The organism is Archangium minus (assembly GCF_044360475.1).
GTDB classification, from domain to species: domain Bacteria; phylum Myxococcota; class Myxococcia; order Myxococcales; family Myxococcaceae; genus Archangium; species Archangium minus.
In genome coordinates this window covers 2,935,048-2,959,253 of sequence record NZ_CP043494.1, presented here as the reverse complement: position 1 = coordinate 2,959,253, position 24,206 = coordinate 2,935,048, and the positions used below count along the sequence as shown (strand labels likewise).

Annotated in this window: 15 protein-coding genes; 10 read left to right on the top strand and 5 right to left on the bottom strand. The window is 67.8% G+C overall.

Features of this window, described 5'->3' with window-relative positions:
- Nucleotide 1 precedes the first annotated feature (1 nt).
- Both tssH and F0U60_RS12165 read left to right on the top strand, forming a co-directional pair.
- Nucleotides 2-2,650: a type VI secretion system ATPase TssH gene (gene tssH, locus F0U60_RS12170; RefSeq protein ID WP_395818321.1), complete on the top strand. Its 2,649-nt coding sequence runs from the start codon at nt 2-4 to the stop codon at nt 2,648-2,650.
- 33 nt (nt 2,651-2,683) lie between these two features.
- The gene (locus tag F0U60_RS12165) at nt 2,684-3,691 is read left to right on the top strand and encodes a hypothetical protein (RefSeq protein WP_395818318.1); all 1,008 of its coding nucleotides are present in this window, start codon (nt 2,684-2,686) and stop codon (nt 3,689-3,691) included.
- Between the two features lie 17 nt (nt 3,692-3,708).
- Here the strand turns inward: F0U60_RS12165 and F0U60_RS12160 are convergent, their stop codons facing one another.
- Both F0U60_RS12160 and F0U60_RS12155 read right to left on the bottom strand, forming a co-directional pair.
- Nucleotides 3,709-4,392, bottom strand: a complete 684-nt coding sequence (locus F0U60_RS12160) for a hypothetical protein (protein WP_395818315.1) — start codon at nt 4,390-4,392, stop codon at nt 3,709-3,711.
- A gap of 38 nt (nt 4,393-4,430) precedes the next feature.
- Complete coding sequence (locus F0U60_RS12155; protein ID WP_395818312.1) at nt 4,431-5,330, bottom strand: hypothetical protein; 900 nt, start codon at nt 5,328-5,330, stop codon at nt 4,431-4,433.
- A 72-nt stretch (nt 5,331-5,402) separates the two neighbouring features.
- Here F0U60_RS12155 and F0U60_RS12150 point away from each other — a divergent pair, with 72 nt between their 5' ends.
- On the top strand, nt 5,403-7,010 hold the full coding sequence (locus F0U60_RS12150; RefSeq protein ID WP_395818309.1) for an N-6 DNA methylase: 1,608 nt from the start codon (nt 5,403-5,405) through the stop codon (nt 7,008-7,010).
- A gap of 88 nt (nt 7,011-7,098) precedes the next feature.
- On the top strand, nt 7,099-7,695 hold the full coding sequence (locus F0U60_RS12145; RefSeq protein ID WP_395818306.1) for a superoxide dismutase family protein: 597 nt from the start codon (nt 7,099-7,101) through the stop codon (nt 7,693-7,695).
- A gap of 72 nt (nt 7,696-7,767) precedes the next feature.
- Here the strand turns inward: F0U60_RS12145 and F0U60_RS12140 are convergent, their stop codons facing one another.
- Nucleotides 7,768-9,456 (bottom strand): hypothetical protein, encoded by a 1,689-nt coding sequence (locus F0U60_RS12140; RefSeq protein ID WP_395818303.1) that lies wholly within the window; start codon nt 9,454-9,456, stop codon nt 7,768-7,770.
- A gap of 282 nt (nt 9,457-9,738) precedes the next feature.
- On the opposite strand from F0U60_RS12140, the gene F0U60_RS12135 reads away from it, so the two are divergent.
- Nucleotides 9,739-10,359 carry a TIGR02265 family protein gene (locus F0U60_RS12135; RefSeq protein ID WP_395818300.1) on the top strand — a complete coding sequence of 207 codons (621 nt, stop codon included), beginning with the start codon at nt 9,739-9,741 and terminating at the stop codon, nt 10,357-10,359.
- A gap of 4 nt (nt 10,360-10,363) precedes the next feature.
- On the opposite strand, the gene F0U60_RS12130 is transcribed toward F0U60_RS12135, so the two are convergent.
- Complete coding sequence (locus F0U60_RS12130) at nt 10,364-11,752, bottom strand: DUF2252 domain-containing protein (RefSeq protein WP_395818297.1); 1,389 nt, start codon at nt 11,750-11,752, stop codon at nt 10,364-10,366.
- Between the two features lie 332 nt (nt 11,753-12,084).
- Here F0U60_RS12130 and F0U60_RS12125 point away from each other — a divergent pair, with 332 nt between their 5' ends.
- From F0U60_RS12125 to F0U60_RS12115, 3 genes are all read left to right on the top strand, one after another.
- Complete coding sequence (locus tag F0U60_RS12125) at nt 12,085-13,896, top strand: fibronectin type III domain-containing protein (RefSeq protein ID WP_395825203.1); 1,812 nt, start codon at nt 12,085-12,087, stop codon at nt 13,894-13,896.
- A 79-nt stretch (nt 13,897-13,975) separates the two neighbouring features.
- The gene (locus tag F0U60_RS12120) at nt 13,976-15,790 is read left to right on the top strand and encodes a fibronectin type III domain-containing protein (RefSeq protein ID WP_395818294.1); all 1,815 of its coding nucleotides are present in this window, start codon (nt 13,976-13,978) and stop codon (nt 15,788-15,790) included.
- A 153-nt stretch (nt 15,791-15,943) separates the two neighbouring features.
- Entirely contained in the window at nt 15,944-19,519 is a 3,576-nt protein-coding gene (locus tag F0U60_RS12115; protein WP_395818291.1) for an SNF2-related protein, read from the top strand.
- 25 nt (nt 19,520-19,544) lie between these two features.
- Here the strand turns inward: F0U60_RS12115 and F0U60_RS12110 are convergent, their stop codons facing one another.
- Nucleotides 19,545-21,803 carry a PAS domain-containing protein gene (locus F0U60_RS12110; protein WP_395818289.1) on the bottom strand — a complete coding sequence of 753 codons (2,259 nt, stop codon included), beginning with the start codon at nt 21,801-21,803 and terminating at the stop codon, nt 19,545-19,547.
- Between the two features lie 317 nt (nt 21,804-22,120).
- On the opposite strand from F0U60_RS12110, the gene F0U60_RS12105 reads away from it, so the two are divergent.
- A complete protein-coding gene (locus F0U60_RS12105) occupies nt 22,121-23,542 on the top strand; it encodes a hypothetical protein (protein ID WP_395818286.1) in 1,422 nt (473 codons plus the stop codon).
- Entirely contained in the window at nt 23,532-24,200 is a 669-nt protein-coding gene (locus tag F0U60_RS12100) for a hypothetical protein (RefSeq protein WP_395818283.1), read from the top strand. Before F0U60_RS12105 ends, F0U60_RS12100 begins: the two co-directional genes overlap by 11 nt.
- The last annotated feature ends 6 nt before the right edge of the window (nt 24,201-24,206 follow it).

The following is a 24,206-nucleotide window of genomic DNA, read 5'->3' as shown; positions in this document are numbered from 1 at the left end:
GTTGGAGGGTTCCGCCATCCGAGTCGAACCGAAAGCCCTCGTCCGCCGCCTCACGCCCACGGCCACCCGCACCCTGGAGGCCGCGGTCGCGCGTGCCAGCAACGGGCGCTTCTATGAAATCGTGCCCGAGCACATGCTCGCGCAGATGCTCGAGCCTGAGGACTCGGACGTCGCCCGCCTGCTGCAGCACTTCCAGGTGGATCGCCTCCGTCTGGCCGCCAGCATGGAGCGCGCCATCCAAGGACTGCGCGCTGGCAACGCCGGCCGGCCCGTCTTCTCCGAGACGCTCTTCCAGTGGTTCGAGGACGCCTGGCTGATGGCCTCCGTGGAGCAGGGCGCGACGCGCCTGCGCTCCGGAGCGCTCTTCGCCCAGTTCGTCACCCGACGCAGCCGCTACACCGCCGAGCTCTTCCCCGAGCTGGACAGCATCTCCCGTGACGAGCTGATGGCCTCGCTGGACGTGGTGCTGCGACCCTCGCCGGAGAATGTGGAGATGGGCCCCGAGCCCGTCGCGGGAGGCGCTACGCCCGCGGCATCCGCTCGTGGCGCGGCCGGCGGAGAGGCGCTCCAGCGCTTCGCCACGTCCTTCACCGGCCGGGTGCGCGAGGGGAAGATTGACCCCATCTTCGGGCGCCACCGGGAGATCCGCCAGATGGTGGACATCCTCTCGCGGCGCCGGAAGAACAACCCCATCCTCGTGGGTGAGCCGGGCGTGGGCAAGACGGCGCTCGTCGAGGGGCTGGCCTGGGCCATCGTGAAGGGCGAGGTGCCCGACGCGCTGAAGAATGTGGAGCTGATGGGGCTCGACCTCGGCCTGCTGCAGGCCGGCGCGGGCGTGCGCGGTGAGTTCGAGAACCGCCTCAAGTCTGTCATCAACGAGGTGAAGGCGTCGCCCACGCCCATCATCCTCTTCATCGACGAGGCCCATACGCTCATCGGCGCCGGCGGCGCGACGGGTGGCAGTGACGGAGCCAACCTGCTCAAGCCGGCGCTCGCGCGTGGCGAGCTGCGCACCATCGCCGCCACCACCTGGGGCGAATACAAGAAGTACTTCGAGAAGGACGCCGCGCTCGAGCGGCGCTTCCAGCCCGTCAAGGTGGACGAGCCGGGCGTCGAAGAGGCCGAGTTGATGCTGCGCGGCCTGCGGCCCACCTACGAGGCCGCTCACGGTGTCACCATCCGCGACGAGGCCGTCTCCGCCGCGGTGCGGCTGTCCAGCCGGTACATCTCCGGCCGCCAGCTCCCGGACAAGGCCGTGGACCTGCTCGACACCGCGGCCGCGCGCGTGAAGATCGAGCTGTCCACCAAACCCGACGAGATGGTGGCGCTCGAGCAGGAAATCTCGGCCCTGGAGCGTGAGCGCGACGCGCGCAAGCGAGACATCGCCGAGGGCCACCCCGTGGATGCCGCGACGGTGGAGGCAGTGGAGCAGAAGCTCGCTGCCGTGAACGACAACCTGGCCTCCCTGCGAGCCCGGTGGGAGACGGAGCGCACCGCGGTGAGCGCGCTGATGGATGCGCGCAAGGCGCTGCTCTCCGCCCCGGCGGACGCGGACAAGGCGCCCCTGAAGGCCGTGGTGGACGAGGCCTCGGCGAAGCTGGCCCAGGTGCGTGGCGAGGAGCCGCTGGTGCACGCGGAGGTGGACGCGGACATCGTGGCGCGCGTGGTGGCCAGCTGGACGGGCATCCCCGTGGGCAAGATGCGCAGCGACCTGCTCACGGCGGTGCTGGGCCTGGAGTCGCGACTCACCGAGCGCGTGCGCGGCCAGGAGCCGGCCCTGCGCAAGGTGGCGGAGATCATCCGCATCGCCCAGGCGGGCATCCGCAACCCGGAGACCCCCATCGGCGTGCTGCTCTTCGTGGGCCCCAGCGGCGTGGGCAAGACGGAGACGGCGCTGGCGCTGGCCGACGTCCTCTACGGCGGCGAGCGCTTCATGACCACGTTCAACATGAGCGAGTTCCAGGAGAAGCACACCGTCAGCCGCCTCATCGGCTCGCCGCCCGGCTACGTGGGCTACGGCGAGGGCGGTCTGCTCACGGAGGCCGTGCGCCAGCGCCCCTACTCCGTCGTGCTGCTCGACGAGTGTGAGAAGGCCGACCTGGAGGTGATGAACCTCTTCTACCAGGTGTTCGACAAGGGCGTGCTCAACGACAGCGAGGGTCGCGCCGTCGACTTCCGCAACACCGTCGTCATCCTCACCAGCAACCTGGGCTCGGACATCCTCATGAAGATGCACGAGTCGGGCGCCACGCCCACCGCCGAGGAGATGATCGCCAAGGTGCGCCCCAGCCTCAGCAAGCACTTCAAGCCGGCGCTGCTCGCGCGCATGACCATCGTCCCCTACGCCCCCGTGGGCCCCGACATCATGCGGGAGATTGTCGCGATGAAGCTCGGCAAGCTCGTGGGGCGCCTGCGCTCCGTCCACGGTGTGGAGACGACGCTCGCCCCCGAGCTGCTCGACGAGCTGGCCCAGCGCTGCACTGAGGCCGAAACGGGCGCGCGCAACGTGGAGCACATCCTCCAGGGCTCGCTGATGCCCGCCGTCTCTCGTGAGCTGCTGGAGCGCCTGGCCGCTGGCTCGGTCCCCAAGCAGCTGAGCATCTCGCTCGACCCCGAGGGGGGTTGGGACATCCGGTTCGCTGAGGCATAGGTACCACGGCCCCCAGGGAGGCCCGAGGAAACGATGAAACGAAGACTCCTGGTCGCAGCCCTTGCTCTCACCACGCCGCTGGTGGGCTGCGCCACTGTTCCGAGACCCCAGCTGTGCGAGGCCGCCGTCAATCCGCGCGAGCGCTCCTTCCCCACGCCGGACACGTGGTTCGGCCTGCTGCTGCACGGCTTCGATGCGAAACACGGGGCGGCGCCCCGTCCTCCCGTGGACTGCTCGGGCGCTCCCGTGGCCTGGGAGGAACCCTCGGCGGACGAGTGCCGCGAGGCGGGCCCCCAGCCCAAGCCTCTCCCTCCCAAGGAGCGGCTGGACGAGAAGGACCTCATCACCGTGACCACCCAGGCCAATGAGCGGCTGGTGTGGGTCATCACCCGGCGCTTCGACAACGGCGAGGGGCTCGGCCCCGTGGCCCTGGTGGAGACGACGAAGAAGGGGTTCTCCGTCCGAGGTCTGGGCTCGTTGCGTGGCATGACGGAGAACGTGCAGCTGCGCATCGAGCACGTGGGCTCCACGGACGTGCTGGTGGCCGAAGGCGACGCGTGCACGACGGAGGAGCAGCCTCAGGTGTGCCGGCGCGCCGCGCGCATCCTCCCGCTGCGCAATGGCCGCTTCTTCGCGGAAGCCGTGTCCGACTCCGAGCGCGCCTGCCTGGGCGCTGGCTGGTTCCCGCTCGCCCGCGAGCAGATCTTCGAGATGCCCAGCGGCCTGCGCCGCAAGTTCGAGCTGACGTCCACCCTCGTCTTCAACTCCGACTCCATCACCGTCCAGGAGCAGGTGTCGGTGAGCGACTCGGACCCGAAGCAGCCCTCCATCCCCGAGCGGCTCTACCGCCGCGCCCAGAACGAGCGGAAGCTGACGGTGGAGGACAACGTGCTGGTGGGCAGCGCGCCCTCTCTCTGGTCGCGCATGGTGGAGTTGCAGGTGGCCGCGGGCGCCAAGCCCGTGCCCGCCAAGCCCCTCGTCGCGCCCGAGCCTCCGAAGGAAGATCCGAAGGCCACGGGCACGGCCAAGAACATCCCCTGACGAGAGGCCCCGCGGGCTCACAGGCCCGCGGCGAGCCCCTTGCGCAACGCCTGCGCGGGCGGCACGGGCGCGGTGGGGTCCACAGAGATCCTCCCCGTGTCGCCCTCGAGCGAGGCCGCCGTGTTGCGGCCCTTGGCGAACATCACCCGGGAGATACGCTTCAGGGTGTCCCGCCCGTTAGGCTCCCGGCCGATGAGGCGCAGCGCGTGCGCCACCGCGTTCATCGCGTCCTCCAAGGCGCGCCGTCCGGGCTCCGTATCCAGCTCCACCCAATCCACCTCGAAGCTCAGAGGCTTGCCGCCGAGCTTCTGCTCCCCGGGCCAGAACTGCTCGGTGAGGCCATGGGCCAGCTTCTCCGCGTGCCGCAGCAGGTCCTCCCGGTTGAGCGCGGGCCGCACGAGGAAGGGCACCTGGTTGAGCAACGCCGGGGGCTCGACCGTCACCGCGATGACGGAGGAGAACTCCACGTACGTCACCGCCTCGCTGCGCGACAGCAGGCCCTCCTTCGCTGAGGCCAGGAGAATGGCCTCGCGCGGCAGGTAGTCCAGCAACACCCCCGACAGCCTCACCCCCTGCGCCAGGTGCAGGGTGAGGTTGAAGGTCGGAACGTCCTCCCCTGCCCGTCCGCGCGCCACCTGGGCGGCGAGCGCATCCAGCATCTTCTCCACGCGACGTGCGACCAGCCGCTGAACGCCTTCCATTCCGCTGCGCCTCCTGTGTTCGAAAGTCTGGAGCCGGCTCAGCTCCCGCCACGACGGCGGGCCTCGGCATCCATCACACGCTTCTCCACCTTCACCCGAGCGAAGCCGGAGAACAACCCACCCGGCTGCATCCCCGACAGCGCGCGCATCTGCTGCCGAAGGTCCTCCAGTGTCTTCCCCGCCTGGCTCCGTCGCTCGGACAGCTCGGCGTTCGAGGCGAAGCGGATGGACAGCAGCATGTCCACGTCCACACGGCCGTCCAGCTCGCGCTCCTGCAGGTCGAGCGAAATGGCTCGCGGCGCCGGCTCGCCCAGGGCCCGCGCCACCACAGCCTGGAGCTCTCGCGCCACCGTGAGCAGGGAGGGCATATCCGGGACGGTATTCAGCCGCTCCATGCCCGCGGACAGGTCGTCCACCAAGGGTGTCATCGCCTTCCGGCCCGGAGGTGACAGCAACTGCGTGACGTAAGCATCCAGCCCATCCCCCCCCATCTGCTCCACCACCTGGCGCAGCAGGGGCAGCAAGTCCGCCTTGAGCTGCTCGCGAGTGGCCTTCATGGGTTCCTTCGAGCGCGCGGCCTTCTGAAGCGCCTCATCCAGGCTCTTCAACACGGCCTCGGCCGGCAACACGCCCCGTGGCGCCGCGGAGCGCTCATGCCAACGGTTCTGACGGACCTCGGGGGCCACACCGGTGAAGGCCGGGCTGCCCGGGCTCGTGGTCTCTCCGTTGAGGTCCGGCAGCTTGGGGCTCGTGCCCGGCCTGGCGAAGGGCGGACGCCCCGGGTTGGTGGGAACATCCTCGAAGTCGTCACCCCGCGACCGAGAAGGGAGCTTCGGAAGCACGAGCTTGCGCGGCTCGACCACCGTGGGCGAATCGTCATCTGCCCCCAGCGGCACACCCCTGGTGGGAACCTTCGGTTTCGACGGTGGAGGCGACATGTGAACTCTGGAGGCCATGTTGCTACGGCCCGGCCCGGCAAGGAAAGCCGCCCGGGGTAGTATGGCGGTCGGATGCCGCGTGCCCCCACCGCTCCGCCCTTCCTCGACGAGGAGGCGCTGGTCCACCAGTTCCCCGGACTCGACCGGCGCGCGATGGGTGCCTTCTACACCCCCGCGCCTCTGGTGGAGCGGACGCTGGCTCTCGCCCTGGCGTACGCTGGGAACGGGCCGCTCGCGGTGGTGGACCCCGCCTGTGGTGCCGGTGCCTTCCTCGCCGCCGCGGCTCGGGCTCGGCCCGACGCCCACCTCGCCGGCCTGGAGCTCTCTCCCGAGGTGGCCCGCGCCTGTCAGGTCCGCCTCTCCGGCGCGGACATCCGCGTGGGAGATGCCTTGCGCGGCGGGCTCGAGCCCCTCCTCTCGAGCCTTCCCTCGGGTCATCGCGAGGTGTGGATCGGCAACCCGCCCTATAACGGCACCTCCGCGCTCCTGAAGGATCGCGACGCCTACGCTCGACTGCGTGCCCTGCTGCCACTCGCGCTCCCTCCGGGCACCAGCCTGCGCGACGACTTCGCCTTCTTCCTCCTGCTCGCCGCGCACCGGCTCTCCTCACGCCTCGGCGTGCTCGCCTTCATCACCCCCACCAGCCTCCTGGATGCCTTCCTCTACGCGCCCCTGCGTGCCGCGCTGCTGGGAATGCTGTCGCTCCGCGAGGTGGTGGACCTCGGTCCAGGTGCCTTCGCCGGCACACAGGTCCGCACGTGCATCACCGTGTGGACGTCACCCCCGGATCCGCGGGTTCAACCCGTGTTTACCTCATACCCTCACCCCGTCCCTCTCCCAGAGGGAGAGGGGCTGGCGTCGACACCGTTCACTCCCGAGGCCCCCGAATGGCGCCTCGCTCCGACCTCTCCCGAGGCTGCTTCGCTGGATGCTCGCTGGCGCGCTGAGGGCGAGCCGCTCGACACGCTCGTCCCCGTGAGCCTGCCCGGCGTGAAGACGCGCTTCGACGAGTTGCTCGTGGATGACGAGCCACGACGGCTCCTCGAACGAATCCAGGACTTCGCTCGCACCCCCGTGGAGGAGCTCGACCGCTTCGCTCGCGCTCACTCCATCCCCGAGGCCCTGCTGCCCAAGCTGCGTGCCTTGAAGGAAGGCCCTCCCTTCACGGTGGAGCCCTCGTGCGTGCGCCCCTTCTTCCGCTACGCCGGAGCGCGTCACCGCGGCACCCTGCCCTCCGAGGCCCGCGCCTTCTGCTACCTGGACCGGCGCCTCATCCCCCGCGGAGATCACCGCCTGCGCGGACCGTGGGATCCCCACCGCGGCGCGGTGAAGCTCCTCTTCAACGTGCGCGAGCTGCCCCTGTCCGCTGCACTCCTGGAAGAGGAAGGCTGCGTGCATGACCACCGGCACGCACGCTTCGCGCCCCTGCTCGTCCCCCAACGTGTGCGCGATGAGGGCCTCGACATCACCCGTGTCACGCGCTCCGCGGCTGACCTCGGTCCGCTCGTGCCCAACCTCTCCCCACGTGGCCTGGCCTGGGCAGAGGCGCTCGGCGGCCCGCTGGTTGCCTACCGGACAATCGTGCGCTTCCTCAACAGCCCCGACGTGCAGCAGCGCTGGGCTCCTGTCTACGGCGCTTCACGCGTGGTGCCTGTCCCCCTGGCTGCTCTCCAGCCTTGAGGAATGTGCCTGACGCATTAGTGTCCACCTTCTCTCTCGATCCGGAAGTCCGGAATCGGGAATTCCCGCAGAGAAGGAGACACTGTTCATGAAGATTCGCGCGCTGCTCACCGCCACCGCCCTCTGCCTCGCCGGCCCCGCGTTCGCCCAGGGCAAGGCCCCCGCCGCCAAGGAGAAGGCCGCCGCCAAGAAGGAGGAGAAGGCCGCCACGAAGCCCGAGGCTGCGGCTGGCGCTACCGCCAATGTCGATGTGAAGGACGCGAAGGGCCAGTCCCTGGGCTCGGTGACACTCACCGAGACGCCTCACGGCGTCCTGGTGAAGGGCTCGCTCTCCAACATTCCTCCCGGCGAGCACGCCATCCACATCCACCAGACCGGCAAGTGCGAGGCCCCTGCCGGAGCCGCCGCCTTCACCACCGCCGGTGGCCACCTCAACCCGGCCAAGAAGAAGCACGGCGTCCTCGCGGCCGAGGGCAAGCACGAGGGTGACCTGCCCAACCTCTACGTGAACACCGATGGCAAGGTGCAGTTCGACTTCTTCGCCCACGGCCTGAAGATGAAGGACGTACAGGACCAGGACGGCGCGGCCATTGTCGTCCACGCCACCGCGGACGACTACAAGAGCGACCCCGCGGGCAATGCAGGTGACCGCATCGCCTGCGGCCTCGTAGAGGCGCAGAAGTAACCGTCTCACGCGGAGGAGGTGTCGGGCCCGGGGTCTAGCGCCTCGGCCCGGCCCTCTGTCCGCGAAGCCTCCTCACAGTGGCTGCGCAGGACATCCCCCCTTCACGGTCGAGAGCTCCAGCCGCGACCCCTCCGGCGGAGGCACAAGCTGGCGCAACGCCCCCTCTCGCCAGTGCAGGAACACGAGCGAGGGGTCCTCGAGTGGCGTATCGAAGTCGAAGCCCAGCCGTGTGGGTCCCTGGGCATCCGCGGCCAGCACCGTCACCCGCATTCCTTCCAGCGACACCTGCGCGCCCGTTTCGAGCATGAACTCCGGGCCCCGGACGCTCTGCTCCGCATCACTGGTGAGGAAGTGGCCTCCCCGGGGCATCTCCAGCGCGAGCGAGGCCGGCCCAGTACGGGTGACGATGGGGGACTCCTGCACCAGCGAGAGCATCCACCACGAGCGGGGGCGCTCCTGGCCCTGCAAGGCCCACATGACGGGGGTGTACAGGACCGTGCCCAAGTCACGGGCATCGAGGATCACCACCCGCTGAGAGGGCAACCGCGCCGGGTCCAGCTCGCGCCTGAGCTCCTGTGCCGTCCGCGCGGTGGTCTCACCAAGCTGACGAATCATCATCGACATCGCGGGCCAGCTCAGCGGTGCGAGGACGAGGTTCATGAGCGCGAGCACAGCGCCGGCGACGACAACACCCCGCGGGCGCCAGCCCTGCTTGCGCGAGCGCCACGCATGGAGGAGCACCACGGCGAGGAGCACCGAGGCGCCCAGGCTCGGCACGAACAGCAGCCGGCCCATGGGCATGCTGGAGGCCACGGGCAGCAGGGACAGCAACGCACCGGCGCCAAGCCAGCGGCAGTGCCGACGCTCCTCCTCGGAGAGCCCGGACCAGGCGGAGCGCAACAGGAACACGAGCAACGCAAGCCCACCCAGGCCCAGCCCCACCAACACGGGCCGGCTGTCCGCGCTCAACCCCCAGAGGTCCACGGGCACACCCAGCAGCCCACCGATGAGCGCCGGCACCCGACCGAGCGCGGCCACCAGGTAGCGACCGGGCTCCCCTACCGGATCCAAATACATGTTGGAGCCGTAGGCGCCATACCCGAGCGCCTTGTAGACCCCGAGGTAGACAAGCGCGAGCACCGCCGCGGGAGCGATGGCCCGAAGCCGCTCACCCGTTGTCCCCCGAGCGCCGAACAGCTCATAGGCCAGCAGGTAGGCGAAGACACCGAGGGCGGACTCTCCCGCCGTCAGGCTCGCGGCGAGCGCGCTCACGGAGAGCGGCAGGGCCCAAGGCCTGCGGGCCTCGCGCCACTCGAGGTGCATCCACAGCCCCCCCAGGGCAAGGACGGTGGACACCAGGGCGTTGCGGTTGGCGATCCACCCCACGGGGAGCAGGTGCGCCTCGTCTACGGCGAAGAGCAGCAGCGCGAGTGCCACGAGCGAGCCGGGCAACAAGCGCCTCAGCAGTGCACCCAAGAGGGCCACCACGCCGAGGTACCAGGCCAGTGAATGGAGGTGATAGCCCAGTGCGTTACGACCCCAGAGACGATGGTCCAGGACCGCGAGGGCGCTCGACAGGGGGCGCCAGAAGGAAATCTTCAGCTCGGGCAGCGTCCACCAGGGATAGGGACCCTCCTGCACGATGCGTCGCATGCCCTCGGGACTGCCTCCGGCGAAGCGGAAGAGGTCAAAGGGTGAGCCCAAGGGCCACTGTCCCTCGAAAATGAGAAGGTGGATGTAATCATCCAGCGCGAATCCCATGCTCAACGTGGAAAGGCCGAGAATCAGGGCTGCCAACAAGGCGGGCCAGCAGGCACGGGGAGAGTCGAACCAGCGCTTCGGGGCAGAGGCATCCAGAGGCATCAAGGCCCCTGACAGTAGCGCCAGTTGCCTGGTTCCATGAGGCTCCGCCGGGTGCTTTCCCGCTCGCCTGGCCTACATCCTTGGGTTGGACGCACCAAGAGCAAGCCTGCCAGGCGCAATCCCGTTGTAGTATCCGGGGATGCGGCACCGCGCTCCGAACTCGATGCCGCTGGAATGCGAATGGGTACTGAGTCGAATCCGGGCAACGACATCGTGTACGACGCCGAAAAGGATCTCCAGCACCGACTGAGCCTGGCGACACCCCAACACACCACGCGTGGATTTCTGTTCACCTCCATGCTGCGAGTGGTGCGGGAGCTTGGGCAGAACGAGGCGATGGTGCAGCGCTGCCTGGCGGCGAGCGGAGAGAAGTCCTTTGCGGAGTTCTTCAACTATCCCACCCGCTCCCTGCTGTTGTTGCTCTCCGCCGCAGCCCGCGCGCTGAGCCCCAGGTACAACGACAACTTCGAGGAGGCCCTGCGACAGATTGGCTTCAAGGCGGGGCAGAGCTACATGGAGACCGCCGTCGGGCGTACGGCGCTGCAGCAGGCCGGCTCGAGTCCCCAGCAGTTCATGATCGCCCTGCAGACGCTCTACTGGGTCGTGACGACCTATGGGAAGCCTGCGGTGTCCTGGACGGGGCCGAACAGCGGCGCCATCACCATCCAGCGCACCTTCCTACCGCTCGCCTACCATGAGGGAGGAGCGTGGGCGATCGCACAGAAGCTGGGGATCAAGCTCGTGAGTGTCCGAGCGCGGAAGACAGGAGACCTCAGCATCGAACTGGAGGTCTCCTGGTAGTCCCTCAGGACTCCTCGTGGGCCTGCAGCCGACCACTCCGCACCGCCTTCTGGAAGAGGGCGAAGTCCTGCTCGGTCTGGTCCGCATAGGCGCGCGCGAAGCGGCACAGGGCCTGGTCAAACGCCCTGCTCCGGCCGAGGTAACCGCGCAGCATGGCCGCGTCTCCCCCACGCGCATGGGCCCGGGCCAGCGTCTGACCACAGAGTGAGGCGTACTCGCGGAGCCCGCGGGGTGACAGGCGCTCCACGTCGATACTGCCCTTCATGTCGCGCAGCTGGCGCACGTAGAAGTCGCGTCCGCCCACCTGGCACCACCCGAGGAAGATGTCGCTGGCGGCCTGCATCAACCGCTGCCCCTCCACGACTCGCTGCCCAGCATGGGGGTAGGTGCTCTTGCCTGCGAAGGGCTCCAGCACGGACGGCCCCGCCTCCTTCACCTGGAGGAACAGCGGGTCCTCCTCGTGCGCACCGAGCAACAGCGCGATGTAGCAACGCGTCCCCACGCTCCCCACGCCCACGACCTTACGCGCCACGTCCACCGTCTGGTAGCGCCGCACCAACGTGCCGCGGTCCCCCTGCAGCGAGGACAGGTAGCCGCCAGTCATGACTTGGAGCACCTCGGCCAGCAGCTCTGCGTGCTCACGAGGGGAGCGCACCACGAGGGGCGGGGCGTGGATGATGCAGCGACGGCCCTGGCGCAGCTCGGTGAGCTTGGGCAGGGTGGCCAACTGGGTCCGCCGGCGCGCCTGAGCGAGCGTCCTCTCCGTACTCTCCCGCGCCTCACGGCCGATCGCCTCCAGCACCTCCTGGGCGTCCACGCACGAGTACCAGACGTCGAGGAAGGACCAGCGCGACATCCTGATCATCCAGCGGCGGTAGCTGCGCACACAGGCCGCCACCGCCTCCTCGCACCAGGCCTCCGTCGTGCCGTTGCAACGACCTGCCACCCAGACACTCGCCACCAGCCGCTTGAGGTCCCACTCCCAAGGAGCGGGGAGCGTCTCGTCGAAGTCGTTGACGTCGAAGACGAGGTTGCGCTCGGGAGTGGCGTACATGCCGAAGTTGCTCAGGTGCGCATCCCCACAGGCCTGCACCTTGATGCCCGTATAGGGGGTGTGCGCCAGGTCGTTCGCCATGACGATGGCCGAGCCGCGGAGGAAGGAAAACGGATCCTCCAGCATGCGCGCGTGGCGGATGGGAACGAGCGAGGGAAGCCGGCCGCTGTTGGAGGCCTCCAGCAGCGCGATGGGGTCCGGGCGATCTGCCGGGGGCACCCACTGGGCGTGCGCCGCTCGAGGCGTCTTCTCGCGCAGAATCCGCCCCTGATGCTTGCGCTCCCCACGGGTGGGAATGAGCTCGGGCACCAGCGGAGGACCGGGTTCCGGCGCGGTCAAGTCATGCTGAACCACGATCTGGGGCTTGCGACGAGAGCGACGTGAAACGGAATGACGCGCCGTGGCGCGAGTCTTGGACCGAACGGGCACCCACTCAACCTATGCATTCCAGGTCAATGAGGCTGAAGACTCGTACACAGCTCAACATTGGGTGACGCAGTACACGCACCGCCAGGATTGCTCATCACCAAGCCGGAAATGTCTGATGACCCGAAAAAAACGGTCCGCCTCTCCATGTGACGACCCCTTCGCCAGTCTTCGGGCCCGAGGGCGCCGCTCATCAAAGGAGAGCCAGAATGCTCATCCATCGTTTGCAACTGCTGACCCGACGCATGGGGGAACAGGCATTCGCACTGACGGTCATTGCCGCGCTGGTGCTGAGCCTGCTTCCCGCCCTGGCCTCCGCCGCTGACCGCGGCGCCTGGGCGGCCTACACCCACTACGCCGTCGCCGACACCGTCACCTACGCGGGCAAGGGCTACGAGTGCCGTCAGGCCCACCAGTCGCTCCCCGGCTGGGAGCCCCCCTACGTCGCCGCCCTCTGGCTCGAGAAGACTGGCAGCTCTGACACCCAGGCCCCCTCGGCTCCCTCGGGCCTGACCTCCACTTCCAAATCCTCCACCAGCGTCTCCCTCTCCTGGAACGCTTCCACCGACAACATCGGTGTCACCGGCTACGAGGTCTTCTCCGGCTCGACCCTGGCGGCCAGCACCACGGGCACCAGCGCCACCGTCTCTGGCCTCTCCCCCAACACCACCTATACGTTCACCGTGAAGGCCCGCGACGCCGCTGGCAATCGCTCCGCCGCCAGCTCCGCCTTCAGCGTCACCACCGACCCGCAGATCGCCGACACCCAGGCGCCCACCGCTCCGACGAGCCTGCGCGCCACGGGCACCACCAGCAACAGCGTCTCCCTCACCTGGAGTGCCTCCAACGACAACGTCGGCGTCACTGGCTATGAGGTCTTCTCCGGCTCGACCCTGGCGGCCACCACCACGGGCACCAGCGCCACCGTCTCCGGCCTGTCGCCCAGCACCACCTATACCTTCACCGTGAAGGCCCGCGATGCCGCTGGCAACCGCTCCGCCTCCAGCGTCAGCGCCTCCGCGACGACGCTCGCCACGTCCACGGGCGACATCCCCAGCAAGATCCTCATCGGTTACTGGCACAACTTCGACAACGGCTCCGGCTTCATCCGGCTGCGCAATGTCTCCCCGAAGTGGGATGTGATCAACGTCTCCTTCGCCGAGCCGACGAACGGCGCGACGGGAGGCACGATTGGCTTCACGCCCTACAACTCCACCGAGGCCGACTTCAAGGCGGACGTCGCCTACCTCAAGAGCCAGGGCAAGAAGGTGCTCATCTCCATTGGCGGCGCCAACGGCCAGGTCCGGTTGGAGACCGAGGCGGCCAGGACCGCGTTCGTGAACTCGATGATCTCCATCATCGAGAAGTACGGGTTCGACGGAATGGACATCGACTTCGAGGGCCATTCGTTGCAGCTCAATGCCGGTGATTCGGACTTCAAGAACCCGACGACCCCGCTCATCAAGAACCTGATCTCCGCCATCCGCGCCATTCGCGACCACTTCGGCTCGAAGTTCGTGCTCACGATGGCTCCGGAGACGTTCTTCGTGCAGCTCGGGTATTCGTTCTACGGCGGCACCTGCCTGGGTTGCGATACCCGGGCCGGAGCCTACCTGCCGGTCATCCACGCGCTCCGGGACATCCTCAGCTGGCTGCAGGTCCAGGACTACAACTCCGGACCGATCACGGGGCTCGACGACCAGTACCACAACATGGGCAACGCGGACTTCCACGTCGCGATGACCGACATGCTGCTCACCGGTTTCCCTGTCGGGAAGAACCCGAACAGCTTCTTCCCCGCGCTTCGTCCGGATCAGGTGGCCATCGGCCTTCCGGCCAATGTCAACGCTGGCGGTGGTTATACGCCTCCCGCGGAAGTGCAGAAGGCGGTGGATGCCCTGGTGAAGGGAACTCCGATCGGCTCCTACACCGTGCGCAGCAATGTCGCGAACAACAAGGGCCTCCGGGGACTGATGTCCTGGTCGGTGAACTGGGATGCCTTCGCGAACTACGAGTTCACGAACAGCCACCGGCCCTATCTGGATTCGCTGAAGTAATTCCAAACACCTCCACGGTAGGCGTTGCACCCCGCGCCTACCGTGGCGCTCTCTCATCCCATTCTGTGAGGAATCACTGATGAACCTGCCACAACTGACCCGTCGTATGGGGGAACAGGCATTCGCACTGACAGTCGTCTTCGCGCTGGTGCTGAGCCTGATCCCCGCCCTGGCCTCCGCCGCTGACCGCGGCGCCTGGGCGGCCTACACCCACTACGCCGTCGCCGACACCGTCACCTACGAGGGGAAGGGCTACGAGTGCCGTCAGGCCCATCAGTCCCTCCCCGGCTGGGAGCCCCCCTACGTCGCCGCCCTCTGGCTCGAGAAGACTGGCAGCTCTGACACCCAGGCCCCCTCGGCTCCCTCGGGCCTGACCTCCACTTCCAAATCCTCCACCAGCGTCTCCCTCTCCTGGAACGCTTCCACCGACAACATCGGTGTCACCGGCTACGAGGTCTTCTCCGGCTCGACCCTGGCGGCCAGCACCACGGGCACCAGCGCCACCGTCTCTGGCCTCTCCCCCAACACCACCTATACCTTCACCGTGAAGGCCCGCGACGCCGCTGGCAATCGCTCCGCCGCCAGCTCCGCCTTCAGCGTCACCACCGACCCGCAGATCGCCGACACCCAGGCGCCCACCGCTCCGACGAGCCTGCGCGCCACGGGCACCACCAGCAACAGCGTCTCCCTCACCTGGAGTGCCTCCAACGACAACGTCGGCGTCACTGGCTACGAGGTCTTCTCCGGCTCGACCCTGGCGGCCACCACCACGGGCACCAGTGCCACCGTCTCCGGCCTCTCGCCCAGCACCACCTATACCTTCACCGTGAAGGCCCGCGATGCCGCTGGCAACCGCTCCGCCGCCAGCGTCAGCGCCTCCGCGACCACGACGAGCGCCCCGCAGGGCGGCAGCAAGGTTATCGTCGGCTACTGGCACAACTTCGACAACGGCTCGACGAACATCCGTCTGCGTGACATCTCCCCAAGCTACAACGTCATCCAGGTCGCCTTCGCCGAGCCGAGCGGCGGCTCGACCACCGGCAACATGGTGTTCACGCCCTACAACGCCACCGTCGCTGACTTCAAGGCGGACATCGCCTACCTGAAGAGCCAGGGCAAGAAGGTGCTCATCTCCATTGGTGGCGCGAACGGGACGATTGAGCTGACCACGTCTTCGGCCAAGCAGAACTTCATCACCACGATGACGTCGCTGATCGACACGTATGGGTTCGACGGCCTGGACATCGATCTGGAAGGCAGCTCCCTGGCGCTCGACGGCGGGGACACCGACTTCCGCAACCCGAAGACGCCGAAGATCGTCAATCTGATCGACGCCGTCCGGCAGATCATCGCGCGTTACGGCTCTGGCTTCCTGCTGACGATGGCGCCCGAGACCGCGTACGTCCAGGGCGGCTACACGGCCTACGGCGGCCCGTGGGGCGCCTACCTCCCGGTCATCCACGCGCTGCGCAACCAGCTGACGTACCTGCACGTGCAGCACTACAACACCGGCTCCTTGACGGCGCTGGATGGCCGTTCGTACTCGCAGGGCACCGCGGACTTCCACGTGGCCATGGCGGAGATGCTCCTGCAGGGCTTCCCGATCGGGGGGAACACGAGCAACGTCTTCCCGGCGCTCCGGCCTGATCAGGTGGTGATCGGCCTGCCCGCTTCTCCCCAGGCGGCGGGCGGTGGCTACACGACTCCCGCCAACGTCCAGAAGGCGCTCACCTACCTCATCAAGGGGCAGTCCTTCGGCGGAAGCTACGTCCTCCGCAATCCGGCCGGGTACGCCGACTTCAAGGGGCTGATGACCTGGTCGATCAACTGGGACAAGTACTACAACTCCGAGTTCTCCAGCAGCCATCGCCCCTTCCTGGACAGCTTCCGGTAGGGACTCCAAGTGAAGAGGCACCTCGGACTTCGGACCTCGGGCGAGGTCCGAGGTGCTACCCGGCGGGCCGCCGCATGGCTGGCGGCCTGGCGGGCGTTCCCCGAGTAGGAGTTTCTAGGCGTCCCAGGCGCGACGTGGTTAGAGTCCGCGGCCGTGCCCCCCGAAGAGCTTTCCTTCTCGACCCGCAAGGAGCTCGAGGCCTGGGCGGAGGCCCATTCCGTCCCGCACGCGCTCACGATCTCCGCAGAGGTCCTGTTCTCGGAGCTGCCGCTCAACGAGCCCCAGCGGAACGCGCTCCGGCACGCGCTCAACGGACTCGCGGTGCGCGACATCGGCTCCAGAGAGGGCGCGCTCCGTTACGCGGGCGCACGAGGAAAAGGACTCGAGACCGCGCTCGCTGAGGCGGCACGGGCCTACCTCCAGCAGGAGGCGGAGTCTGTCCAGCAAGGACTCGCGGAGGAGCGTGAGCGTCGCGAGGAGCACCCCGACACCGCGATTGCGCCACTCTGGGCGCGCCTGCTCGAGCTGCGCCGTACCGTGCGGGCAACTGCGTTCCCTCGCTCACGAGGGCGGCGTTCGGAGGGAACGTGGGCTTTCGACGCGACGGCATGCGCCCTCTCGTGGAAGGAGCGCGATCGCCTGGTGCGTGGGGGCCCCGACTACAGCACGGTCGCTGGCACCGCGCGGCTGACGTTTACCGGCTCCGGAGAGGCCCGAATCGAGTGCAACTGCTCGTCGCGGTCTCGTGGCTGCACCCACGCGCTCGCGCTGCTCGACACCACACTCGACCTCCTTGAGAACCCCGCCCGCGTCACAGAGGCCCGGGCTTTGGCGGAGGAGATTCTTCGTCCGAGCTGGGCACGCGCGCTGAAGGAGCTCGAGCTCTTCGAAGCCGAAGCAACGAAGCCCCGCGCGCAGCTTGAGGTCTGGTGGTGCATCGAGCATGAGCTCGGAACGCTCACGGTGTCGCCGCTCGTGAAGAAGCAGACCCGTCGCGGCACACTCAGCCCGGGCGCGCGGATGACGGCGGCCCGCCTCCTCGAAGAGCACCGGGAGCTGCTCTCGGAAGCGGATCTCCGTATCGCGGAACAGCTTGCGTCCTGGGCGCCGGCCTCGCGTGCGACGGGTACCTATCCCTCACGGGCGTTCGCCGCGCTGGTCGGGCATCCGCGCGTGTCGCTCGAACTGCGCCCCGAGGAGCCGCTCGAGGTGAAGCGTGTGCGCCTCGGATTCACGGCGCTTGCAGCGGACGATCACATCCACCTTGAGCCGTCGATTGCGGGAGAGCGCTTCAATCCAAAGCTCCTCGCCGCCCTCCTCCGCACGTTCGCGCCCGGCGAGCCGCTGTTCACAGTCGAGGAGCAGCATGGCCGATGCCGATGTCTGCTGATCGACGTGAACGACGAGGCGCGCCAGCTGTGGAACGTGCTCGAGAAGCACGGCGACCGATTCCCGCCGGAGAGCCACGAGAAGCTGCTCGAGCGGCTCTCCCGGCTGGAAGCGAAGCTCCCCCTCGTCGTGCCGGAGACAATCAAAGGCCGGGAGCTCCAGCTGGAGACGACGACCGTCGTCCGGCTCCGCCTGCTCCCCGACGTGTCCCTCGAGCTCGAGCTGCTCGTGCGCCCAGGAGCGGGAGCGCCGCTGTACCACCCTGGAGTCGGACCCCGTGACGTGCTGCTCGCCCGCGGAGGCGAGCGCGGATACGTCCGTCGCCAGTTGCTGCTCGAGGAGGAGCGCGCCCGCGCAGCGCTGCGCCCGCTTCCGCTCGCCGGGGCCGAAGAGGGTCCACCGTTCTGCTTCCGGATGGGCGATACCGACTCCGCCCTGCAGCTCGTCGCGGCGCTCCAGCATCCGCCCCCGGGACTCGAGGTCGAGTGGGTCGACGAGAAGCCCTTCATCACGTCCTCTGTGGGCGCCGAGGCGTTGAAGGTGCAGATCGAGCGCAAGCGCGACTGGTTCGGCGTCTCGGGAGAGCTGAAGATCGAAGCGGGAAGGCTCGAGCTGGCGGTGCTGCTCGATGCGGCCCGGAGGCAGAAGCGCTTCGTGCGCATGGATACAAACCGCTGGGTCGAGCTCAGCGACACCTTGCGCAAGCGGCTGCTCGCGGTGGCGGACCACACCTTCGTCGGCAAGAACCGGATGGAGCTGTCCCCGGGCGCGGTCCCGGCGATGAACGCGCTGCTCGACGCGGGGGCGGACGTCGAGACCCCACCCGCGTGGCAGCTGTTGACCGAGCGCCTCGCGACCTCGCTCTCCCTCAAGCCCAAACCCCCCGCCGCGCTCGCGGCGACCCTGCGTGACTACCAGGTGGAGGGCCATGCCTGGCTCAGCCGCGTCGCCGCATGGGGCGCCGGTGCGTGCCTCGCGGACGACATGGGTCTGGGAAAGACAATCCAGGCGCTCTCCATCCTGCTGGATCGCGCCCGTCTGGGTCCCGCGCTGGTGCTCGCACCGACGTCCGTCGCCTTCAACTGGGTCGAGGAGATCCAACGCTTCGCACCGACGCTCCGTCCCATCCTCTACGCGGAGCAGACGGACCGGATGAAGTGCCTCGCGAAGCTCAAGGAGCGCGACGTACTCATCGTGAGCTACGGGCTGCTCGTGCGCGATGCCGCCCAACTGGCGGCCATCCCCTTCAGCACGCTCGTCGTCGACGAGGCCCAGGCAATCAAGAACCCGAACACGCGACGCGCACGTGCGGCACGGCAGCTCCAGGCGGGCTTCCGGATCGCGCTCTCAGGCACGCCGCTCGAAAACCACCTCGGCGAGCTGTGGAGCATCTTCGCGCTCGTCTTTCCCGGTCTGCTCGGAAGCTGGGAGCAGTTCCGCGAACGCTTCGCCGCGCCCATTGAACGCGGAAAGGATCCCGACGCCCAGGCGGCACTCTCCCGCGTCATCAGTCCGTTCCTGCTGCGCCGGACCAAACAGGAGGTCGCGCGCGAGCTGCCTCCACGAACGGAGATCCAGGTCCCGGTCGCGCTCTCCGAGGAGGAATGGGCGCTCTACGAGGACGCGCGCCTGGCCGCGGTCGCCGAGGTCAGTTCCCAGGGCAAGGGTCTTCGTGACGAGCAGCAGCGCTTCCAGGTGCTCGCGGCGCTCACGCGGCTGCGCCTGCTCGCCTCACACCCGCGCCTGTACGACGCGGAGTCCACCCTCTCCTCTTCGAAGATGCGGCGCCTGCTCGAGCTGCTCGAGGAGCTGCGCAGCGAGGGACACCGCGCGCTCGTCTTCAGCCAGTTCACGTCTCATCTCGAGCTCGTCAAGGAGGAGCTGGAGCGCTCGGGGTTCACGTACCTCTACCTGGACGGCTCCACCCCAGCAGGGGCCCGGGCGCAGCGGATCGCCGCCTTCCAGGGCGGAGAGGGCAACGTGTTCCTGCTCTCCCTGAAGGCAGGCGGAACTGGCATCAACCTCACCGCCGCGGACTACGTCATCCATCTGGATCCCTGGTGGAACCCCGCGGTTGAGGATCAGGCGACGGATCGCGCGCACCGCATCGGGCAGACGCGGCCCGTGACGGTGTACCGGCTGATCGCCCGGGGAACCATCGAGGAGCAGATCCTCTCGCTGCACTCGGACAAACGCGCGCTCATCGCGGGCGTGCTCGAGGGAACGAACGTGGCGGCGCGGCTCACGACGAAGGATCTCCTCGCGCTGCTCGCAGGCGGCGAAGGGCCACGCGAGCGGGCCGACGAAGAAGAGACGCCTCGTACCCGAACGGTGCATTGAACAAACGCACTCGCAAGTACGGACGTCAGGACGAGGCGGAGCCGCGGGGCAGCCGCACGGAGAAGGTGGTACCCACGGCGGCGCTGGAGCTCGCGGTGATGGAGCCGCCATGGGCCATGACGATCTGCTGCGCGATGTAGAGCCCCAACCCCAATCCCTGGCGTGAGCTGTCCGCGGAGCGGCGGAAGGGATCAAAGACATGAGGTAGCAGCGCCTCAGGGATGGGCGTGCCCTGGTTCGTCACCACGAGGACGATCTCCTGGCCCTCCTCGCGGAGGTCCACCGCCACCGGGGTGTTTCCGGCCCCGTGCTTCAACGCATTGCCGACGAGGTTGGAGATGACCTGGGCGAGCCGATCCAAATCCCACTCCCCGGAATAAGGGCCCTGCCCATGGGAGAACACGATGCGGCCCGGGTGCGTCATCTCGAACTCCTCGAGCGTGGTGCGCACCAACTCCACCAGCTCTCCGGACCGGCGCTGCAGGGGAATGCCTCCGCCCAATCGTGCGCGCGTGAAGTCGAGCAGGTCGGTGATCATCCGCGACATGCGATCTCCGCTCTGGACGATGCGCCGAACCCGGACGAGCACAGACTCGGAGAGGTTCTCCCGGCGCAGCAGCGTCTCGGCGGCCAGGGTGATGGCATGGAGCGGGCTGCGCAGATCGTGGCTGACGATGCCCATCAATCGCTCACGGAACTGCTCGGCCCGCTTGCGCTCAGTGACATCCCGGAGGAACACGGCAAGCCCCCCCTCGTCGGTGGGGTAGGCGTTCACGCTCGCCCAGAGGTCCTGCGGGGGGTAGTACTCCTCGAAGTGCACGGGGACCCGCTCAGTCATTGCGCGGTTGTACTCACGCCAATACGCGGACTCGGGATTGTTGATGGCTGGGAAGACGTCCCAGACGGAGCGGCCGAGCTCTTCCTCACGGCTCTTCTGGCTGATGAACTCCTGGTTCTTGTTCACCTGGATGATGCGGAAGTCCTTGTCGAGCAGGAGGAAGGGATCTCCATGCTCCAGCACCTCCACCGCGCGCTGGCTCTGGAGCAGCGCCTGCTCGGCTTGCTCGCGCAGACGGGTCTGCTCACGGAGGAGCTGCTCGCGCTCCTCCTCTCGGTGCTTCCGTTCGGTGATGTCCTGGCAGAAGGCGGCGATCCCATCGTCGATAGGGTAGACGTGGAACTCGAACCAGCGCTGCCAGGGGATGTAGAAGTTCTCGAAGGAGAGCGGGATGCGCTCGGCGGCCACGCGCCGGTAGTAGTGCTCCACGTTCGTTCCCAGGGTGGCCGGGAAGACTTCCCAGTGGTCGCGACCCAGTACCTGCTCGCGCGACACTCCCATGAAGCGCTCGGCCTCACGGTTGACGTAGGTGAAGCGCCAATCCTGATCGAAGGAGAGGAAGGCCTCGGACATGCTCTCCAGAATGGCGGTGAGCCGCTGCCTCTCTCGCTCGGTGGCCTCGCGCTCACGCACCCGCTCGGTGATGTCGAGTACCGTGCCGACGAGGCGTAGCGCCCGGCCGTTCTCATCGAAGAGAGCCCGCCCGTTGGCGGACAACCACCGCTGGACACCGTCCCTCAGGCCCACGGTGCGGAACTCGAGCTGGTGAGAGCCACTACCGGCCGGATTCAAGGATTGCTGCACCACCTGATGCACACGCTCACGGTCTTCCGGGTGCAGCGCGGAGAGGTGAACGGCGTAGTCCAGGGTGGCATCCGAGGGCAGGCCGAGCAGGAGCAGGCAGCGCTCGTCCGCGTGCACCACGCCCGTGATGGGGTCGTAGTCCCACATCCCCATGCCAGTGGCCTCGATCGCCAGGCGCAGATGCGCCTCACGCAGCTGCGGTGCCCCGAGACCGGAAGGGGTGTGGTGGCTGACATGAGGTGAGTGCTCAAAGACGGACTCGGTGTGCTCCATGGCGGCCTGGAGCCAGTCGGAGAGCCGTTGGGTGTCCTCGAGAGGGGGCTGCTGGTTGGGAGGGAGGGACGTCCAGAGGCTCGAGAGGAGCCGCCCGAGGAGGGCGAACTCAGCCTTCACGTCCTCCTGCGTGTAGCCCAACCGGAGACGCCGTCCGAGGTGGGCCTCTTCCAGACGTCGCCGGCTATAGCCAGAGTCCCCGCACTGGCAGTGAGAGCAAGCACGCAGGGAGTCCAGATACTCGGGGAGATTGTCGATGACATCCTGGGGTCGAACATCCCGAGCGGACGCGAGTCGGCTGGCCTCCTCGCGGTAATGCAGGAGCAGGTACTCTCGATTCTGCTCGATGAGGTCCGCAATGGATGGCATGGGCCGAGGTTTGACCTCTCCAACCCCTCAGCCTTCACCAGTCCCTGGCCCGCTTGGGGTGAAATCTTCCAGCGGAGTTGCGCTCCCGACAAATAAGAGCATGAAAAGCATACGCGCTCTCACAACTGGGGATGTTGCAAGGGGTTGTGGTTGAACAGCGTCTGGTCCGTTGATTTCTCAAAAACCAAGGCACCACGGACTAACGACATGTGACGGATTGTGCGGCCTTTTTGACGGAATCGTCGCGCGACTTTTCATGTCAGAGCGGTTGGGATACTCCTGTTTGTCTTGAAATACTCCATTCTCGAGGAGCTCTGGTGCTTCGACGATTCCTTCTAGGAGCCGCCCTCTTCCTGTCGGGAGAGGCGTTGGCCAAACCGCCTGCGGGCAGCGTGTTCTGCACCACATATCCCTCGGCGCCCGCGTGCACTGGACAGCAGCCAGCCTGCACCTACTGTCACGTCGCGCCGCCGCAGCGGAACGCCTTTGGCACGGGGCTGGAGGCCTACCTGGCCCCCGGTGCACCGCGTCCCCTGTCGGACGGTGACTTCGCAGCCGCGCTCCCCACGGCGTTGAGGGCCGTCGAGGCAGCGGACGCCGACGGCGACGGCGTGTCGAACCTCGTGGAAATCCAACGCGGCACCCTACCGGCCGACGCCAACAGCGTACCGGTGGACACGGGCGGCTGCGTGGCGGGCACCAATCCCCACAACCCCCAGTACGACGTGTGCCGCTACGACACGCGCTTCGCGTACCGGCGCGTGCTGCTCGACTTCTGCGGGCAGTCCCCCACCTATGCACAGCTCAAGGAGTTCGCCGCGTTGAACGCCGACGAGCAGCGCGCGCGGCTCGACGCCGAGCTCGACCGTTGCACCCAGAGCGAGTTCTGGCGCGGCAAGAATGGCCAGCTGTGGAAGCTGGCGCACCCGAAGATTCGTCCGGTGGGCTCGCTCAAGGCCGGAGAGGACAAGGGAGCCATTCCGCTCGCCGACTACTATGACGACTACGCCCTCTACACCTACGCGCAGATCGACGACCACGACGCGCGCGATGTGATGACGGCGAAGTACTTCGTGCGCCGGGAGACAAACCCCACGCGCTACTTCATCGAGACGTCGCTGCCGACGCAGTTCGTCGATGAGGCGCACCGCGCGGGCAACATCACCTCCTCGTGGAGCCTCATCTACTTCGTGATGTTCACCGCGCTGCCGCGTAACGCCGCGTCACAGGCCTACCGCGCGTACCTGGGCTACGACATCGCCAAGCAGGAGGGCCTCTACAGCATCCCCAGCGAGCCCCGCGACTACGACGCCAAGGGAGTGGCGGCGCCGACGTGCGCGGCCTGCCACGCGACGCTCGACCCACTGAGCTACCCCTTCCGCAACTACCAGGGCCTCTCCCTCACGGCTCGCAATACCTCGGCGCGCTACGTGCCCAACCGCCTGGAGACGTACTTCAGTGACGTCGCACCGGCCATTACCCAGACGCCCGAGGCTGGCTATCTCTTCGGCAAGCCAGTCAACAACCTCGTGGAGTGGGCAGAGGTAGGCGCCAACAGCGATGCATTCGCCATCGCCACGGTCACTGACTACTGGAAGCTGCTCATCGGCCACGCCCCGACGCCTGAGGAGCACGCCGAGTTCGTCGCCACCTGGCAGCGCTTCAAGGGCACGCACCAGTACCGCGTGCAGCGCATGCTTCACGATCTGATCCGCACGGAGGCCTACGGTGCGCCCTGATTCTCTTCGCGTTTTGCTCCTGTCCGCCGCCTGTGTCCTCACGGCCTGTCCGTCCCCCTCTCCCTCGGGAGAGGACGCCGGCACGCCGCCGCCCGTTGACGCCGGTACGCCCACGGACGTGACACGCTCCTCGCGCAACAACCTGCGCTTCAAGGGCCCGGAGCGGCTGGCCTCTGACTTCGCCGCGGCGCTGTCACTGCCGGCCGAGCAGGTGTGCAACGAGCTGGGCCGGTACCCCTGCACCAGCAATGTGCACATCGTCACACTGGGAGGCGTTGACCCCTACGGCCTGGGCGTCTACGAGCCACTGCCCTACACCGGAGTAACCACGCCCATCGCCGTTGACCGTGTGGCGACGGCGGCTTGCGCCCAGCGCGTCGCGCTCGACGTCACCACCCCCTCGGAGGCCGTCATCTTCGGGGGCATCGAGCTCGACGCCCAGGGACGCCTGGCCAAAAGAGAGAGCACGCCGGTGAAGAACGCCATCACCGCGCTCTACCAGCGCGCGCTGTTGCGAGACCCCACGAAGGCAGAGGTGGGCACGTTGATGCAACTGGCCACCGACATTGAATCCTCGAGCAGCCAGGCGCCCGGCCGAGACTGGATGAAGGCCGCCTGCTTCGTCGTCCTCTCCTCCGCCGAGTCCGTCTTCTTCTAAAGGGAA